Here is a 17,929-nt window from a genome sequence, read left to right on the forward strand (position 1 = left end):
GTCATGTTTAGAAAAATACGTGTTTGGTTAAAAACAGCGGCTATAGCTGCTTTTATTAGCATGGTTTTTAATCCGGTAGCGATGGCTGCTGAAATTGCCCAGGTGCCTTTGTTCTTATCAAAAACAGCTGATCCGTTGGTGATGTTACAGCTATCACGAGATCATCAGTTATTTTATAAAGCTTATAATGATTACAGTGATATTGATGATGATGGTATTGCTGAAACAACTTATAAACATGATTTCGAATATTATGGTTATTTCGATTCTTTAACGTGCTACACCTACACAGGCGGCGTATTTGTAGCGTCTTCCGATGCTTCGGCCAATGAATATCTGGTCGACGGAGTCACTAAAAATCCAGATTTTAAATATTGCAATCTCGGCGCAGCCTCGGGCGAATGGAGTGGTAACTTTTTAAATTGGTTGTCGATGTCACGAATGGATGTCGTACGTAAAGTATTGTATGGCGGCTATCGCAGTACCGATACTGCTTCTCAAACAGTTCTTGAGCGCACCTCTCTTCCGAACGATGCGCATAGTTGGGCAAAATATTACAAAGGCGCTGATGTTGCTAAATTAACGCCGTTTGGCTCTAGCGTAACGCTTACAGACAATGATTTGAAAAAAAACGGACTTACTTTTTGTAATACCACGTTCGCGCCTAATGCTGATAGATCACAAAGTACCACGCAGCCACCCTTAATTCGTGTCGCTAAAGGTAACTATTCTTTATGGGCTTCCAATGAGCGTTGGCAGTGTTTGTGGCAAGAAGAAATTGGAGGCAAGAGCGCGGGTGGCGGTGGCAACTCAAATACAGCCGCATCTGGTATTGATGCTTATAATTCCAGCCCTAATAATGCGGGTGCGCAAAACAAATCTCTTGGTGCAGCTAATTACTACGCGCGCGTAGCAGTCTGCAAACAAAAAGCCGCCAATCAATTTTATGGCGGAGAAGCCGCTTCATGTTTTCGTTATGAGTATGAAGTAGCGGGAACCCCATATGAAAGCTTTAAGCCGCACGGCTTGTTGCAGCAATATGCAAGTACAGTACGTTTTGGTTTGCTAACCGGTAGTTATAATAAAAATATTTCAGGTGGTGTGTTGCATAAAAATATTTCGTTAATGGGTAATGAAATCAATGCTAACGGCACGTTCAATAAATCAGGCTCTAGTTTAATTGGCGCCATCGACGCTTTGCGGATGTATGGTTATAACTATGGAAATGGTACTTATATCGGCGGTGGTACAGTCGATGATTGTAATTTCCAACAAACAAGCTTTGTCCAAGGAAAATGCAGAAGTTGGGGCAATCCATTATCGGAAATGTTTTTAGAAACCATTCGTTATTTTGCGAACAAAGGGACTACTGTTGCTACGCCAGCATTTGATACGGATGACTCGACCGTTTTCCCTGGTTTAAAAGTAACGGCGTGGAATGCACCATTAAATACAGATAATTATTGCGCGTCCTTAAATACAATTGTGTTTAATGCGAGTGTAAGTTCTTATGACGGTGACCAATTGGGCGGTTTTTCAGCGTTACCTGATCAAGATGGCAAAGATTTAAATGCGTGGGTTAATCTTATTGGCGAGACAGAAGGCATTAATGGTAAGTCAGTATTTATAGGACAAATCCCCGCTACACCTGTGGATGAAATTTCTTGCTCTCCTAAGACATTAGCGTTTCTTTCAGATGCCAAAGGCGTATGTCCTGAAGCACCGACGTCGGAAGGAACTTATAATGTTGCAGGCTTAGCTTATTATGCGCGCGTTCGTGATTTGCGTGATGATTTGGCTGATAAACAACAATTAAATACTTATGCTGTTGCTTTATCTCCTGCAGTGCCCCGTATCGATGTGGTCGTTGCGCGAGATGCTAGTAATAAACCTACCAAAGTCGTTTCCATATTACCTTCTTATGTTTTAAAAGTAGGCGGACAAATTGGTGCGGGCACCTTGGTTGATTTCAAAGTTATTTCCCAAACGGCAACTACCGGCACCTACTATATAAATTGGGAAGACAGTGAGCAGGGCGGTGACTATGACCAAGATATTTGGGGCGTATTAAAGTGGACTTTAATTGGCACCGCAGGTAATTACACCGGCATTAAAATAGAGACAGATGCTATTGCCGAATCCACGGTTAATCCACAAGGTTTTGGGTATGTCATTTCAGGTACTACGAAAGATGGTTTTCATGCGCATTCGGGTATTGAGGGTTATAACTTCATAGATGCTACCGGTGCTTTAGGTTGTAATAACTGCCAGGTAGGCAATGCGATGACGGCCTATACCTATGATATTGGCGCTAACACAACAGCGTTGCTAATGGAGCAGCCGTTATATTACGCCGCTAAATTTGGTGGTTTTATTGATGCCAATGGCAATAACAAACCAGAACCTGTAGGTGATCCGATTGCTGCACAGGAATGGGATAAAGATAAAAATACTATTCCTGATAATTACTTTTATGTTACCGATCCTAGCAAATTAGTCAGTGAATTAAGTAAAGTATTAAATAGCATTGCTAAACAACGTGCTTCTGCGGCGTCGGTAGCGGCTAACTCAGTTTCCTTGGGTACTGAAACTACTATTTATCAAGCTGTATTTAACAGCGGTGTCTGGGAAGGCGATTTGATGGCGCTGAATATAGATCCCACCACTGGCGCAGTCGGCGTTGTAAAATGGCAAGCGGCGACAAAGCTAAATAGTAAAACTTGGTCGACTCGGCAAATTGTGACTTATGATCCTATCAATAATAAAGGCATCCCTTTTGAGTGGTCAGCATTAAATGCCGTACAACAAGCGGCGATGAATATTAACCCGGATAACTTAGCCACTGATGGTCGTGGTGAAGATAGGGTGAATCATTTACGCGGTGATACTTCCAACGAATTAAGACAAGGCTCTCAAAACGCGGTGTTTCGTAGTCGTGATTCTTTGCTAGGTGATATCGTGGGTTCTACACCGGTTTATGTAGGTAATAAGGCTTCACGATATCGTTTTAACGGCATACGCCCTGCGGATTATTATGCTTTTGCTGCAGGTTATGCTGGTCGTCAATCGGTTGTTTATGCAGGTGCAAATGACGGTATGTTGCATGCATTTGATGCTGCGACGGGCGAAGAACTTTTTGCTTACGTTCCTAGCCAAATATTTAACAAATTAAATGAATTAACCTCAAATGCTTATGCTCACCAATTTTATGTGGATGGTGATGCCGTAGCCGCAGATGCGTATGTCGATCAATTAGGTGGTTGGGCGACAGTGTTGGTGGGTTCGTTACGCGGCGGTGGTAAAGGTTTTTACGCATTAAATATCACCAACCCCGCGCAGTTTACTACTGGGAATGCCGCGAGTGCGGTGATGTGGGAAGTGAATGCGGATACAGATCCTGATATGGGTTATAGCTATAGCAGACCGAATATCGTAAGACTGGAAAATGGTAAATGGGGCGCAGTCTTTAGCAATGGATATAAGAGCGTCTCGGGTAAAGCCGTCCTTTATATATTAGATATCGGAGACGGCAGTATTATCAAGAAAATCACCGTTCCTTCTACAGGTACGAATGGTTTATCCAGTCCCGTACTCGTTGATATAGATGATGACGGTATTGCAGATACTGCATATGCAGGAGATCTGCGCGGTAATTTGTGGAAATTTAATTTAAGTTCGAGTAATGCTACTGATTGGACTGCCGTTAGTCATAATGGCACGGTAAACGAACCATTCTTCGTGGCGAAAGATGCTGCGGGTAATCGTCAGCCGATTACATCCAGACCGACAGCGGGTGGTGATAAAGTATTATTTGGTACAGGTAAATATTATGAAGAGGGTGACGATGCTGATGCATCTCCGCAAACGCAAACTTTTTATGGCGTCACAACGTATAATTCTTCAGTGCCTACCAGCACCATCACGCGGGATGCTTTAGTAGCACAAACCATTACGACTCAAGAAATGGCCACTATTGAAGGTTTGGACGCAGACGGTAAAGAAACCAGCGTTACTCAAGAAGTGCGCCTGATCAGTAATAATACGGTTGGCTCATCAAGTATGGGCTGGTATATGGATTTAGTGTATCCAGCGGGTTCTGCTTCAGTGGGCGAAAGAGTAGTAACCAATCCGCAATATTTCTTTGGTCGGATTATGTTCGCTACGCTAATACCCTCTGTTCAACCTTGTGAAGCCGGCGGTACAGGTTGGTTAATGACCTTAGATGCAGAAACCGGTAAAGAAGTACCAGGTGGTGCACTAGACTCTAATGGCGATGGATTAATTAATTCACGCGATAAGTATAAAGGTCAGTATGTTGGCGGTAGTTTCTCGCCAAATGGTATACCACAACCACCAACCATCATTGTGGATACAAAAACCAATACGATTAAATTATATTCTGTCGCATCGGATGGTAGTTTGATTGCTCTCCCAATTGATCCTTCGAATAATCCAGCGCCGGATCCACTCTGTGATACAAATGGCGATGGCGTCTGTGACTGTAAAGATACTAATACATGCCCTCCTGGCGGTGGCGGTGGCGGTGGTTCAGTTGTTCCACCCACAGGCAAAGGCCCAGCTGGCTTAGGTCGAAATATGTGGCATCAAGTACGCTAATAGAGGCATGTGTTATGAAAAGAAGTGAGCAAAAAGGTTTTACGTTAATTGAGTTGATGATCGCTGTCGCTATTGTGGGATTGTTAACCGCGATTGCGTTGCCTGCTTATGATGAGCAAATGCGCAAAACGCGGCGTGCTGATGGTAAGGCCGCGTTGTCAAATGTTGCGCAACGCTTGGAAAAGTGTGCAGCGGTTTACGGTGTTTACAATAATGCTAATTGTGGTGTGACGCTGCCTGTAAATTCTGACGAAGGTTATTACGAAGTTAGTAGCACAGCATTGACCGCCTCTACTTATACAATACAGGTTCAACCTCGTGCAGCGGCCGCGCAAAAAAATGATACGGCCTGTTGGACAATGGCATTAAATAATCTTGGCCAGAAAACAGCAACAGATGATGGCGGTGCTGCGGCTCCTAAGTGTTGGTAAACGCTAAGCGGTTATTTCTGTAACGCTTTCGGCAATGTAAACACTACATGTTCTTCACGCCCGCGCAATTCGCGGGCGTTTTTGTATCCGCTAACTTGTAATGCTTCGATTACTTCTTTAACTAAAGTTTCAGGCGCAGATGCGCCGGCAGTTACGCCGATGCGAGTTTTATTGTTGAGCCATTCGGTTTGAATATCTTTTGCGCCGTCAATTAAATAAGCATCACAACCATCATGTTGTGCGGCAATTTCACGTAAGCGATTTGAATTTGAACTATTATTTGAACCGACGACTAAAACCAAATCGCATTGTTTGGCGAGATCTTTGACGGCATCTTGACGATTTTGCGTAGCGTAGCAAATATCATTTTTACGTGGGCCGGAAATATCAGGGAAGCGTTCATTTAATATATCAATAATCGCTTTAGTATCATCCACAGACAAAGTAGTTTGAGTAACAAACGCCAAGTGTTTTGGATTACGTACATGTAAATTTTTCGCATCATTGATTGATTCGATCAGATACATATCGCCGGTTTGTCCGCCTAATTTGCGATATTGACCCATGGTGCCTTCAACTTCAGGATGGCCTGCATGACCGATCAGAATAACTTCGCGACCATCACTGCTGTAACGCGCTACTTCCATATGTACTTTAGTCACCAATGGACACGTTGCATCAAACACACGTAGGCCGCGACGATCCGCTTCTTCACGAACCGCAATAGATACACCGTGCGCACTAAATACAACCGTTGCGCCATCAGGAACTTCATGCAGTTCTTCAACAAATACCGCGCCTTTATTTCGCAGGCCGTCGACTACAAAACGGTTATGCACAACTTCATGACGCACATAAATAGGTGCGCCAAATAATTCTAATGCGCGATCCACAATGTCGATAGCACGATCAACACCTGCGCAAAAACCCCGTGGGTTTGCTAATAAAATTTCCATACTAACCTCAACTAGCAGTAGTCTGCGGTGATTTCATGAAGATGCTTTGACTAATTAGAATAACAGCACCGATGGTAATAGCGGAATCGGCGATATTAAAAGTAGGCCAGTGATAGCGGCCATAATACACATCAAGAAAATCGATGACATGACCATACGCTAGACGATCAATAAAGTTGCCAATTGCGCCGCCTAAAATAAGACTAAAAGCGGCGCCTTCCCAATACGCTTTGGCAGATAATCTGCGAATCCAAATAATTAAACCAATGCTAATAACGGTAGTTAAAATAATAAAAAACCAACGTTGCCAACCACCTGCTTGGCTGAGAAAACTAAAAGCAGCGCCGCTGTTATAAGCAAGCACTAAATTAAAATGTGGAAAAATTTCTAGTGCGGAATAACGCGCTAAATAATGCTCAGCTGCTATTTTGGTGAGTTGATCCAACATAATAACCAACGCGCTTAGCCAAAACCAAATATTGGGATGTTTAAAAATGGATGTGTTAAACATAAAAACGTTGCTCACCTTTACCGCTAATGTTTTCGATGCAGCGTCCGCAAAGTTCTACGTGCGCAGTGTGTTGACCTACGTCGTTACGATGATGCCAACAGCGTACACATTTAGCATGTTTGCTGGCAGCGAGATTTAGCCATAATTTACCGAGATTGTTGTCTAGTGTAATAGCGATACTGTTTTCAGGCGGTGCGTTGGTTTTGTACAGGCGCGCATCCGACGTTAATAAAGCAAAACGCAATTCATTCGTCATTAAAGACAGCTGATTATATAAAGGCGCGTCACAATAAATATCAATTTCCGCATCTAAACTACTGCCGATAGTTTTGGCACTGCGTAAAATTTCTAGTTGATTATTAATAGCGTTGCGCACTATTTGGATCATTGAAAAATAATTCTGCAAATTAACTTGTTGTGCACCGATTTCAGTTGGGCATATCATGCTTGGCAATTCATACCATGTGGTAGTGAACACAGATTCATTGCGTGCATCTGCACTATGTCCGGGAATGTGCTCCCAAATCTCATCCGCAGTAAAACTTAAAATGGGCGTAATCCACCGCGTCATCGCTTCAACGATATGATACAAAGCCGTTTGTGTAGAGCGACGTGCAAGACTATTGTGCGCAGTTGTGTATTGACGATCTTTAATAACATCTAAATAAAAACCGCCCATTTCAACGGCGCAAAAATTATGCACCCAATGATAAATCTGATGGAATTTATATTCACCATACGCGGATTGAATTTTTTTCTGTAATTCATTGGCGTGCTCAATTGCCCAACGATCTATCCACAACATATCAGCAGGCGCGACTTGATCACGGGTTGGGTCAAAGCCATCAAGATTCGCTAATAAGAAGCGGCTAGTATTACGAATGCGACGATAGCTGTCTGACATACGATTGAGAATTTCGGTAGAAACACTCATCTCGGTACTGTAGTCGGTTGCAGATACCCATAAACGCAAAATATCTGCGCCTAAGGTTTTAAATATTTGCTGTGGCGCAATTACATTGCCTAAGGATTTAGACATTTTCCGACCTTGCGCATCCACAGTGAAACCATGCGTTAACACCGCTTTGTAAGGCGCGGTATTGCGAACGGCCACACTGGTTAACAAAGAAGATTGAAACCAGCCGCGATGTTGATCAGAACCTTCTAGATATAAATCGGCAGGTTGTTGCAAGTCTGCGCGCTTTTCTAAAACGGCAGTATGCGTCACGCCTGAATCAAACCACACATCTAGAGTGTCAGTAACTTTTGTATAATTTTGCGCATCTGCGCCTAAAAATTCTGCCGTATCTAATTCAAACCACGCATCAATGCCGCGTTGTTCAATTCGTTGCGCAATTTTTTCAATGAGCGCGGGTGTATTGGGATGCAGTTCTTCCGTTTCTTTATGAATAAATAAAGCAATCGGCGCGCCCCACGTGCGCTGTCTAGAAATACACCAATCCGGTCGATTGCGAATCATGCCATCAATACGTGCTTCGCCCCAGCTTGGCATCCATGTAACTGATTTAATAGATTGCAACGCATGCTCACGCAACGCATGCTGATCCATGCTAATAAACCATTGTGGTGTTGCGCGAAAAATAATTGGTGTTTTGTGGCGCCAGCAATGCGGATAACTATGTCGCAAAGTATTAACAGCTAATAAACTGCCGTTGTCGCGCATTAAATCAATTAACAAGGTATTCGCTTTGTTGACGTGTTCGCCGCCCACAATTTCCGTGTCGCGTAAAAAAACGCCACTGCCATCCACTGGATTATAAACTGGCAAGTTGTAACGCAAGCCAACCGCATAATCTTCTTGGCCATGACCCGGCGCGGTGTGCACAGCACCAGTACCTGCTTCGGTCGTGACATGATCGCCGAGAATGATCGGCACTTGGCGCATATAAAAAGGATGTTGTAATAATAAGCCTTCTAAAATTTTGCCCGTGGTGCGCGCAATGATTTTAGTGTGTTCAAAGTTATAACGTTGTAATGCGCTATCGGCCAAGGCTTCCGCTAATAACAAACATTGATCACCAACATCAACCAACACGTAATCTAAATTTGCATTAAGCGCTACCGCTTGATTCGCAGGCAACGTCCACGGCGTGGTTGTCCAAATGACGACAGCGCAGGGTTTGGTTTGTTGAATATTTAAACGTTGATTAAATAAATTATTATCGATGACATTAAAGCGCACATCAATTTGTGAAGAAGTTTTGTCTTCGTATTCAACTTCAGCTTCGGCTAATGCTGAGCCGCAATCCATGCACCAGTGCACGGGTTTATAACCTTTTAGCAAATGTCCATTGGCGATAATGCGTCCAAGTGTGCGCAGAATATCCGCTTCAAATTTAGGCGCCATCGTTAGATAAGGATTTTGCCAATCACCGAGCACGCCTAAACGAATAAAATCTTCGCGTTGTTTATCAACTTGTTGCGCTGCATAGTCGCGACAGGCTTGACGAAATGCAGGCGCATCAACTTTCACTCCCGCTTTGCCAATTTTTTTCTCAACGTTTAATTCGATCGGCAAGCCATGACAATCCCAGCCAGGTACATAAGGCGCATCAAAACCATCCAGTGTTTTGCTTTTAACAATAATATCTTTAAGAATTTTATTAACCGCATGACCAATATGAATATCGCCATTTGCATAAGGAGGGCCATCATGCAGAATAAATTTTTCTTGCCCAGCGCGCGCCGCACGAATTTTTTGATAAAGATCTTCTGCTTGCCATTGCGCTAAACGTTCGGGTTCGCGTTGCGCCAAATTCGCCTTCATCGGGAAATTGGTATTAGGAAGATTCAAGGTGTCTTTATAATCGGTCACAGTTGGCCTATAGAAGATTTAAATTTTTTAAATAGATGTGTTTTCGCTTTAGCTGCATGGTTACTGCGTCCGCGTTAATAAATGTTGTTGATGAAAAGCGCGTGCTTGACGACTGTCTTCATCCATTTGCGTGATTAATGCAGGAATCGAAGCAAAATATTGTTCATCACGTAATTTGTGTAAAAAATGTACTTCCACATGGCGCCCATAAATATCGCGCTGAAAATCAAATAAATGCACTTCTAATAAACATTGGCCACCACCAAAAGTAGGGCGTACTCCAATGCTCGCAACACCCGGCAAAGCTTGCGCATCAATACCACTAACAGTGACAGCAAAAATACCCATCACGGGTGTTTGCCGTCTTTTTAAATGAATATTTGCGGTTGGATAACCTAATTCGCGGCCGCGTTTATCGCCGTGTGCTACGCGTCCTGCCATATGATAGGGACGTCCTAACAAATGCGCCGCCGCATCCATTTCACCATTTTGTAAATGTTCACGAATGCGCGTGCTGCTAATGCGTAACACATCATCTGTTAACGTTTGCGTGTTTTGCACACTGAAGCCATGGATCGCGCCCATGTTTTGTAACAACTGAAAATCACCGGCGCGTTTATGGCCAAAGCGCGTATCGTCGCCGACGATTAAATGTTTTACGCCTAAACCGTTCACTAAAATGCGTTCAACAAAATCTTGCGCGGGCATATTCGCTAAGCGCGCATTAAAACGTTGGCAATAAACTTGTTCAATGCCTAACTGTTTAAATAAAACTAATTTTTCGCGAAAACGCGTGAGTCGTGGTGGCGCTTTGTCGGGCATAAAATATTCGTTAGACAAAGGTTCTGAAGTAATGACAGTGGCGGGCAAGCCGCGCATTTTTGCGTTTTCCAACAAACTTTTTAATACCGCTTGATGACCTAAATGCACGCCATCAAAATTCCCCAAGGTTGCAACGCAAGCAGGTTGAGCAGTCGTCAAATTATGTTGATCACGAATAATATTCACGGTCGCGATTATACGGCACGTGCTGATTGCCGTGGCATTTCCTCGTCTAATTAGGCCTAAATTAGCAAATTTAATGACGTAAATGGCGTGGGCGTACACCTAAAGCAAACAGCGTAATCGTGAACGCAGCAGCACCGATGCTGATAGTGAACAATAAACCTACACCGCGTTCGAGGATGGAGAGTGTTTGCCATTGCTTCGACATCACCAGCCATAACACCACGCCCATAATTGTCGAAGCCGTTAGCACTTTTAAAAGCCACGTGCGCGCATCAGCATGTGGCTGGTGAATACCTTGTTTACGTAAACCACGCCATAACAAGCCCGCTTGTAACCAGGCGGCTAAACTAGTGCCGAAGGCTAAGGCGGCATGAGCCGCGTGAAAACCCGCTAAAAATAGGGGTATGGCTAACACCAAGCTACAAACGATATTGGCGGCAATCGCGTACATACCAATTTTGACGGGCGTGCGTGTATCTTGTCGTGCATAAAAACCGGGCGCGAGTACTTTCAGCAAAATGAAGGCAGGCAGACCGATGCTATACGCTATTAATGCCCACGCGGACATAGTGGCGTCTTCCGCGCTAAATTGGCCGTGTTGAAAAAGGCTGATCACAATAGGTTCTGCCAACATAATTAAACCCACCGTGGCCGGCAATGCAATTAACCACGCGAGTTTTAAAGCCCACGCTAAGGTAGTCGCAAAAGAATCCATGGATTGGCTGGCATGCTGACGCGATAAACGCGGCAAAATAATGCTACCTAAGGCCACGCCAAAAATACCTAAGGGAAATTCTACTAATCGGTCCCCGTAGTACAACCACGTCACGCTGCCGGGCCGCATAAACGAAGCAATGATGGTGTCTACTAACAAATTAACTTGTACTACGGCTGCGCCGAATAAGGCCGGCACCATCAGGCTAATTATTTTTTGTACGCCGGTATCGCGCCAACCCCAGCGGGGCCAGCTTAATAATTCGAGTTTGGCTAAAAAAGGTAATTGAAAAAGTAATTGCACCACACCCGCGACAAATACACCCCACGCCAAGGCTAAAATCGGTGGATCAAAAAATTGTGTGCAATAAATGGCGGCTACTAACATGGAGATATTCAGCAACACTGGCGTAAACGCGGTCACACCAAAGCGATCAAAAGAATTTAAAACGCCGCTGGCGAGCGCGGTGAGTGAAATTAATAATAAATAAGGAAAAGTAATGCGCAGCATATCGCTGGCTAAATCAAAACGGCTGGGATCACCAATAAAACCTGGCGCAAAAACACTAATGACTAAAGGCGCCGCGAGCATAAAAACGATGGATAACAGACATAACACGCCACCTAAGGTGCCGGCTGTGCGAGCGACTAAGAGCCGTAATTTGGTGCGATCTTCTTGAGTTTGGTATTCGCCAAAAATGGGTACAAAAGCCTGTGAAAAAGCACCTTCTGCAAATAAACGCCGGAAAAAATTGGGGATTTTAAAGGCCACAAAAAAGGCATCAGAAGCCGCACTGGCACCAAATATATTGGCAATGACCACGTCACGAACAAATCCCATGACCCGTGAAAGTAAGGTAAACACGCTAAAAATCAGGCCTGAACGCAATAAACCGGGTCTTTTAGGATTATTGCTGATGTTAAGTGGCGCGGTAGTCACAGCGGATTAATTCCTACGAAATAAGGCGCGCAGTCTAACGGGTTCGCGGACATCCTGCAGCTGGTCTGAATCTCATCCGAATGAACCGTATTGTTAGTTTGACGAATTGACTTCGGCCCGCCAGTTTGCCAGAATCGCGTCCCCTTAAATCCAGATAGGCACGAGGTATTCCGTGGCTAATACAGTACAAGCTAGAAAACGCGCACAACAGGCTGAAGTTCGCCGCCAACACAATACGAGTTTACGTTCACGTTTTCGTACCTCTATTAAGCGTGTCTTAAAAGCGGTTCGCGCTGGTGACAAAAGTGCAGCTCAAATTGCTTTTAACGAAGCGCGTCCCATCATTGATGGCATGGTTAATAAAGGCTTAGTGCATCGCAACCAAGTTGCGCGACATAAAAGTCGTTTAAATGACCGCGTTCGTGCGATGGTTTAATTAATAAAATAGTGCGAATTAATTTTGCATAATAAAAAAACCGGCTTACGCCGGTTTTTTTATGTCTGGTATTTCATAAATCTTTAAGAATGTGCGGCGTGAGGCTTGCTGAAGTGATGCGTGAATAAACTCAGCGGCCAAATGACCACGGGTGAATACAATAGGCTGTAACTTAACCACGTCCATTCTGTTAGTCCTGAAGAATGAATCGCCACGCGCAATAAAATACCTAAGCCTAATAAACCGCCGCCTACCGCGATAATGAATAAACCCTGTAAGAGTCGACGTAAATGGCGACGCGGTTTGGCATTAAAAAATAACGCGAAGTGCGCGATGATGACAATGATGAGTACAGTAGCGACGATATTCATATGATGTTCCCTCTAGCCTTTGCAGCAGCATAAGCAATAGACGCGCAATCCTTGCTGGTTTTAAAAATACTATACGTCTGAAGATAGCACTAAATTATCGCGATGTATTAATTCGGGTTCGTCGATATAGTTTAATAATGCTTCTATCTGATGTGAGGCATGACCTTTAATACGAGCGGCTTCATCGGCATCGTAGTTAACTAAACCGCGCGCAATTTCTTGGCCATTTTTATCTACACAACGCACTAAATCACCGCGTTGAAAATCACCTTCAATCTCAATTACGCCGACTGGCAATAAACTTTTGCCGGCTTGGGTTAATACTTTAATTGCGCCATCGTCTAACACTAAAGATCCACGTGGCGTTAAACCGCTTGCTAACCAACGTTTGCGTGCATTTAAAGGCGCTTGTCCTGCTTGTAACCACGTACCGATATTTTCACCCGCGAATAAACGCGGTAACACATTTGATTCTCGGCCACTTGCAATTAAAGTGTCAGCGCCGGAGCGCGCAGCGATACGGGATGCGCGAATTTTAGTCAACATACCACCACGACCTAAAGCGCCGCCGCTAGAGCCTGCCATGGTTTGTAATTGCGGATCACTCACTTGCGCTTCGCTAATGAGCGTTGCATCACTGTGTTGACGCGGATCTTTATTAAATAAGCCTTGTTGATCGGTCAGAATAACTAAAGTATCCGCTTCAATTAAATTCGCAACCAATGCCGCCAGTGTGTCGTTATCACCAAATCGAATTTCTTCGGTGGCCACTGTGTCATTTTCATTAATGATCGGAATGGTTTTTAACGCGAGCAAGGTTTTCAAAGTACTGCGCGCATTTAAATAACGTTGCCGATCCGATAAATCTGAATGCGTTAATAAAATTTGTGCGGTTGCTAAGCCAAATTGTTTAAACGACGTTTCATAACATTGGATTAAACCCATTTGTCCAACAGCGGCTGCGGCTTGTAATTCATGCAAGGCATGCGGTCTTTGCTTCCAACCTAAACGCGCCATACCTTCTGCTACTGCGCCGGATGAAACTAAAACAATTTCACGTGGCGTTTGCGCAAGTTCTGCTAACTGACGCGCCCAATCGGCCATGAGTTCAACCGCTAAACCTTGGCCATCGCGCGTAATTAAAGAGCTTCCAATTTTAATTACTAAACGACGTCGTTGAGTCAGTGTAGCGCGTGTGTTCATAAGCTTGATTGTTTACGTTTTTGTTCTTCAAGATAATCCATGATGCGACCGCATAACTCACGCGTGCCGTTAGCTTTAATCGCTGAGATATCAAATACCGGTCCTTGCCAATTTAACGCTTTTAACAATGCAGCTTTGCGTGCAGCGGTTTCTTCGGCAGGTAATAAATCAGTTTTATTTAATACTAACCAACGCGGTTGAGCGGCTAAATCCGCATCAAACTTTTCTAGCTCGTGGGCAATAATATTAATGTCATCCAAAGGATTATGTTCTTCGTCAAAAGGCGCAAGATCCACCACGTGTAACAATAACTGCGTACGCGAAACATGCTTTAAAAATTGTATACCTAAACCTGCGCCTTCTGCGGCACCTTCAATTAAACCAGGAATATCCGCGATCACAAAACTGCGCAAGGCATCAACCATCACTACGCCCAGTTGGGGATGCAACGTTGTGAAAGGATAATCAGCTACTTTAGGGCGCGCGGCTGAGACCGCACGAATTAAGGTCGACTTACCTGCGTTTGGCATGCCGAGCAAACCGACGTCTGCCAACACTTTTAATTCCAAATGCAATTCACGGCGTTCGCCGGGCGTGCCGGCCGTAAATTGACGTGGCGCGCGATTGGTCGACGTTTTAAAACGTGCGTTACCAATCCCGTGAAAACCACCTTGCGCGACTAACAGACGTTGACCATCTTCAGTAAGGTCGCCAATAAGTTCTTCAGTGTCGGCGTCATACACTAAAGTACCTTGGGGCACACGCACTTCGCGATCTGCGCCACCTCGGCCGGTGCAATCAGCACTCCCGCCGCCTTCACCGTTTTGTGCTTGAAAAAAGCGTTCATGCCGAAAGTCGACCAAGGTATTTAAGTTAACGTCCGCAACCAAATAAACGCTGCCGCCATTACCGCCATCGCCGCCATTGGGGCCGCCAAAAGGAATATATTTTTCACGACGAAAGCTGGCAATGCCGTTACCGCCATTACCTGCTTGCACAATGATGTTGGATTCGTCGATAAATTTCATGATGATATTCTGCTCATACAAAAAAGCCTCGTCCAGGGACGAGGCTTTGATTCATTCCTGGCGAACATGCTACTGCTTAAGCAGCAGCAGGGACAACATTCACGAAGGTACGCTTGTGGGGACCTTTAATTGTGAATTCTACGCGGCCTTCGCTGGTCGCGAACAAGGTGTGGTCTTTACCCAAACCTACATTCAAACCAGGATGAAACTGCGTACCGCGTTGGCGCACAATAATATTGCCCGCTTTAACGACTTGGCCGCCGAAACGCTTAACACCCAAACGCTTGGAATGGGAATCGCGACCATTACGAGTACTACCGCCTGCTTTCTTATGTGCCATTTTATAAGGCTCCTGTTAACCGCTGATGCCGGTAATGTGCACTTCAGTATAGTGCTGGCGATGACCAGCCTGTTTACGATAATGCTTACGGCGACGGAATTTGATGATGTCGATTTTTTTGCCACGGCCATGAGCGGTGACATTGGCGGTGACTTTGCCGCCATTGATAAAAGGTGCGCCTACTTTGACTGTGTCGCCGTCTGCGATCAACAAAACATCATCAAAATCAATGCTTTCGCCTTCATTGGCGAGCAATTTTTCGATGCGAATGGTATCGCCTTCAGAGACTTTGTATTGTTTGCCACCGGTTTTGATTACTGCGTACATGGGATTTTGCCTAGGCTGTAGTTCATCACTAAAAAGGGTCGCGATTCTATAATTTCGCTGAGCTAAGGTCAAATGCTGCTTTCGCCCAACGGCTTTAAGCTGTGGATTGCTTGACAGTTGCTCACCCCCTTTCTAGGATGCCCGGCCGCATTTATTAGTAAAAATGCCATTAAATTCCGCGAGCAAGGTAACCCGTAAGCATGCTGCTATGACATTGGATGAAATCCGCGCCTTGACGGCTAACGACATGGCCGCAGTGAATGTATTGATCACAGAACGGCTGCATTCAGAAGTCGCGTTGGTTGACCAATTGGCCAGCTACATAATCCACAGCGGCGGCAAACGACTGCGTCCCCTGTTGGTGCTGCTAGCAGCGCGTGCGTGCGGTTACCAAGGCCAACAACACATTCAAGCCGCCGCCATTATTGAATTCATTCACACCGCCACTTTATTGCATGATGACGTTGTCGATGCTTCCGATCTACGTCGCGGCCGTGATACCGCCAATGCCTTATGGGGCAATGAAGCGGCAGTATTAGTTGGTGATTTTTTATACTCGCGCGCATTTGAAATGATGGTCGAACTCGACCGCATGAAAATCATGGGTATCCTCGCACACGCGACCAACATCATCGCCGAAGGCGAAGTTTTGCAATTGATGAATATTCATAATGCAGATACTAGCGAACAAGATTACCTAACCGTCATACGCAGCAAAACCGCCAAACTATTTGAAGCCGGTACTCAATTAGGCGCCGTATTAACAGAGCAAGCTATTGAAACCGAACGCGCATTAGCCGCCTATGGTTGTCATCTAGGAACCGCGTTTCAATTGATTGATGACGTCTTGGATTACAGCGCGACGGTAGAAAGCATCGGCAAAAATGTGGGTGATGATTTAGCCGAAGGCAAACCAACCTTACCGTTGATATATGCTTTGCGCCAAGGTGACAGCACGCAAATCAAAACAATTCGTGAAGCCATTGAACAAGGTGGCCGTGAACGTATCACCACTGTATTAGCAGCAATCCAAGCAACCGGCGCATTGCAATACACGCAAAAAATGGCGCAACAAGAAGCGCAACTAGCACGCGATGCGTTAACCGTATTACCCGACAGCGAATATAAACAAGCTTTGCTGATGTTAGCGGCGTACGCAGTCGATCGTCAGCAATAAGTTAAACTCGCCTGTTCTAATAACGCGGCGTTATAATGCGCAACAGTATCGGAGTGTAGCTCAGTCTGGTAGAGCACTGCCTTCGGGAGGCAGGGGCCGTAGGTTCGAATCCTATCACTCCGACCATTTATAATTTGGGCGTCTGTTTGTAAATATCCGCATAAAGTAATACGCAATGTGTTGTGCTTATTGCACTGTATGTTTTAGTTTAATTAAAAACTAAAGCGTTTCGCTCGTCGCTACGCGACTACAGCGAGTGACTTTTTGTCGTAACAAAAAGTCACCAAAAAATACTCCCCTGATGTCTCGCTGCGCGTAAATATTACGCGCAGTTCCCTCTCGGTTGATCTGTTGTTACGGGTCGTCCCGACGCGACATCCCTGTCGCGGCGTGACTAAAACAAACTTCCTGTTTGTTTTCCCCGAGCACAACTCAAACACTCGGCGAGCCATAGGGGCATGTTCTTGGTTCTATTTTAGAAATAAATTAATTCACAGAAGGGTTGTAAGTTTTCAGAAATACTAAGCGAAGGGACAGCGCCCGTTATGATGTGCCGAGAAGTGTTTAAGGGATAGCGACACATGAACAGGGATGTTCATGTGAGCCGATCGCAACAGGATGTTGCGTTGAGGAGGCGCGTAAGCCCTTAAACACGACGAGGGGATACTTTAATGGAATGTTATTCCATTAAAGTACACAACAGCCGGGCAAGTATTTGATGAACAGGATGTTCGAATGCCGCGATTGCAGGGATGCAATAAAGCAGCGTTGGTGACTTTTTGTTACGACAGCAGATTTTTGCTCCTGCAAAATCTGCATTCATGCCATCCATGGCAATCAAAAGTTACTCGCTGTAGTCGCGTAGCGACGAGCGAAACGCTTTTGTTCTGTTGTTAAAATCAAATCTCATTTCTTGAATGTACGTAACATCATAGTGGAGTAGAGATTCAATGGGGGGGGGGGGGGGGGGGGGGGGGGGGGGGGGGGGGGGGGGGGGGGGGGGGGGGGGGGGGGGGGGGGGGGGGGGGGGGGGG

At 45.0% G+C, this 17,929-nt stretch carries 14 protein-coding genes and 1 tRNA gene; 5 read left to right on the forward strand and 10 right to left on the reverse strand.

The features are described from left to right. Positions 1–3: 3 nt before the first annotated feature. Positions 4–4,617, forward strand: coding sequence for a hypothetical protein (locus H0W44_03480; GenBank protein MBA3581496.1), 4,614 nt, complete (start codon positions 4–6; stop codon positions 4,615–4,617). Positions 4,618–4,631: 14 nt separating this feature from the next. Beyond that, entirely contained in the window at positions 4,632–5,048 is a 417-nt protein-coding gene (locus H0W44_03485) for a prepilin-type N-terminal cleavage/methylation domain-containing protein (protein MBA3581497.1), read from the forward strand. 11 nt (positions 5,049–5,059) lie between these two features. On the opposite strand, the gene ispH is transcribed toward H0W44_03485, so the two are convergent. From ispH to murJ, 5 genes are all read right to left on the reverse strand, one after another. Then, a complete protein-coding gene (gene ispH, locus H0W44_03490) occupies positions 5,060–6,004 on the reverse strand; it encodes a 4-hydroxy-3-methylbut-2-enyl diphosphate reductase (protein ID MBA3581498.1) in 945 nt (314 codons plus the stop codon). 7 nt (positions 6,005–6,011) lie between these two features. Continuing rightward, positions 6,012–6,515: a lipoprotein signal peptidase gene (locus H0W44_03495; GenBank protein ID MBA3581499.1), complete on the reverse strand. Its 504-nt coding sequence runs from the start codon at positions 6,513–6,515 to the stop codon at positions 6,012–6,014. After that, complete coding sequence (gene ileS, locus H0W44_03500) at positions 6,508–9,351, reverse strand: isoleucine--tRNA ligase (GenBank protein MBA3581500.1); 2,844 nt, start codon at positions 9,349–9,351, stop codon at positions 6,508–6,510. The genes H0W44_03495 and ileS overlap by 8 nt, the downstream gene beginning before the upstream one ends. Before the next feature lie 60 nt (positions 9,352–9,411). Then, complete coding sequence (gene ribF / locus H0W44_03505; GenBank protein ID MBA3581501.1) at positions 9,412–10,359, reverse strand: bifunctional riboflavin kinase/FAD synthetase; 948 nt, start codon at positions 10,357–10,359, stop codon at positions 9,412–9,414. A 70-nt stretch (positions 10,360–10,429) separates the two neighbouring features. After that, positions 10,430–11,992: a murein biosynthesis integral membrane protein MurJ gene (gene murJ, locus H0W44_03510; GenBank protein ID MBA3581502.1), complete on the reverse strand. Its 1,563-nt coding sequence runs from the start codon at positions 11,990–11,992 to the stop codon at positions 10,430–10,432. Positions 11,993–12,185: 193 nt separating this feature from the next. Here murJ and rpsT point away from each other — a divergent pair, with 193 nt between their 5' ends. Continuing rightward, complete coding sequence (rpsT, locus tag H0W44_03515) at positions 12,186–12,449, forward strand: 30S ribosomal protein S20 (GenBank protein MBA3581503.1); 264 nt, start codon at positions 12,186–12,188, stop codon at positions 12,447–12,449. A gap of 83 nt (positions 12,450–12,532) precedes the next feature. Here rpsT and H0W44_03520 read toward each other — a convergent pair whose 3' ends face one another. The 5 genes from H0W44_03520 to rplU form a co-directional block, all read right to left on the reverse strand. Next, entirely contained in the window at positions 12,533–12,820 is a 288-nt protein-coding gene (locus H0W44_03520; protein ID MBA3581504.1) for a hypothetical protein, read from the reverse strand. Between the two features lie 69 nt (positions 12,821–12,889). Next, entirely contained in the window at positions 12,890–14,023 is a 1,134-nt protein-coding gene (locus H0W44_03525; protein ID MBA3581505.1) for a glutamate 5-kinase, read from the reverse strand. After that, complete coding sequence (gene obgE / locus H0W44_03530; protein MBA3581506.1) at positions 14,020–15,051, reverse strand: GTPase ObgE; 1,032 nt, start codon at positions 15,049–15,051, stop codon at positions 14,020–14,022. Before obgE ends, H0W44_03525 begins: the two co-directional genes overlap by 4 nt. A gap of 76 nt (positions 15,052–15,127) precedes the next feature. Beyond that, positions 15,128–15,391: a 50S ribosomal protein L27 gene (rpmA, locus tag H0W44_03535; protein MBA3581507.1), complete on the reverse strand. Its 264-nt coding sequence runs from the start codon at positions 15,389–15,391 to the stop codon at positions 15,128–15,130. Between the two features lie 15 nt (positions 15,392–15,406). After that, entirely contained in the window at positions 15,407–15,718 is a 312-nt protein-coding gene (gene rplU, locus H0W44_03540; protein ID MBA3581508.1) for a 50S ribosomal protein L21, read from the reverse strand. Positions 15,719–15,926: 208 nt separating this feature from the next. On the opposite strand from rplU, the gene ispB reads away from it, so the two are divergent. Beyond that, a complete protein-coding gene (gene ispB / locus H0W44_03545) occupies positions 15,927–16,895 on the forward strand; it encodes an octaprenyl diphosphate synthase (GenBank protein ID MBA3581509.1) in 969 nt (322 codons plus the stop codon). Positions 16,896–16,944: 49 nt separating this feature from the next. Further along, a tRNA-Pro gene (locus H0W44_03550) sits at positions 16,945–17,021 on the forward strand. The last annotated feature ends 908 nt before the right edge of the window (positions 17,022–17,929 follow it).

It is taken from the genome of Gammaproteobacteria bacterium (assembly GCA_013817245.1).
In the GTDB taxonomy this organism is placed as follows: Bacteria; Pseudomonadota; Gammaproteobacteria; order HTCC5015; family HTCC5015; genus JACDDA01.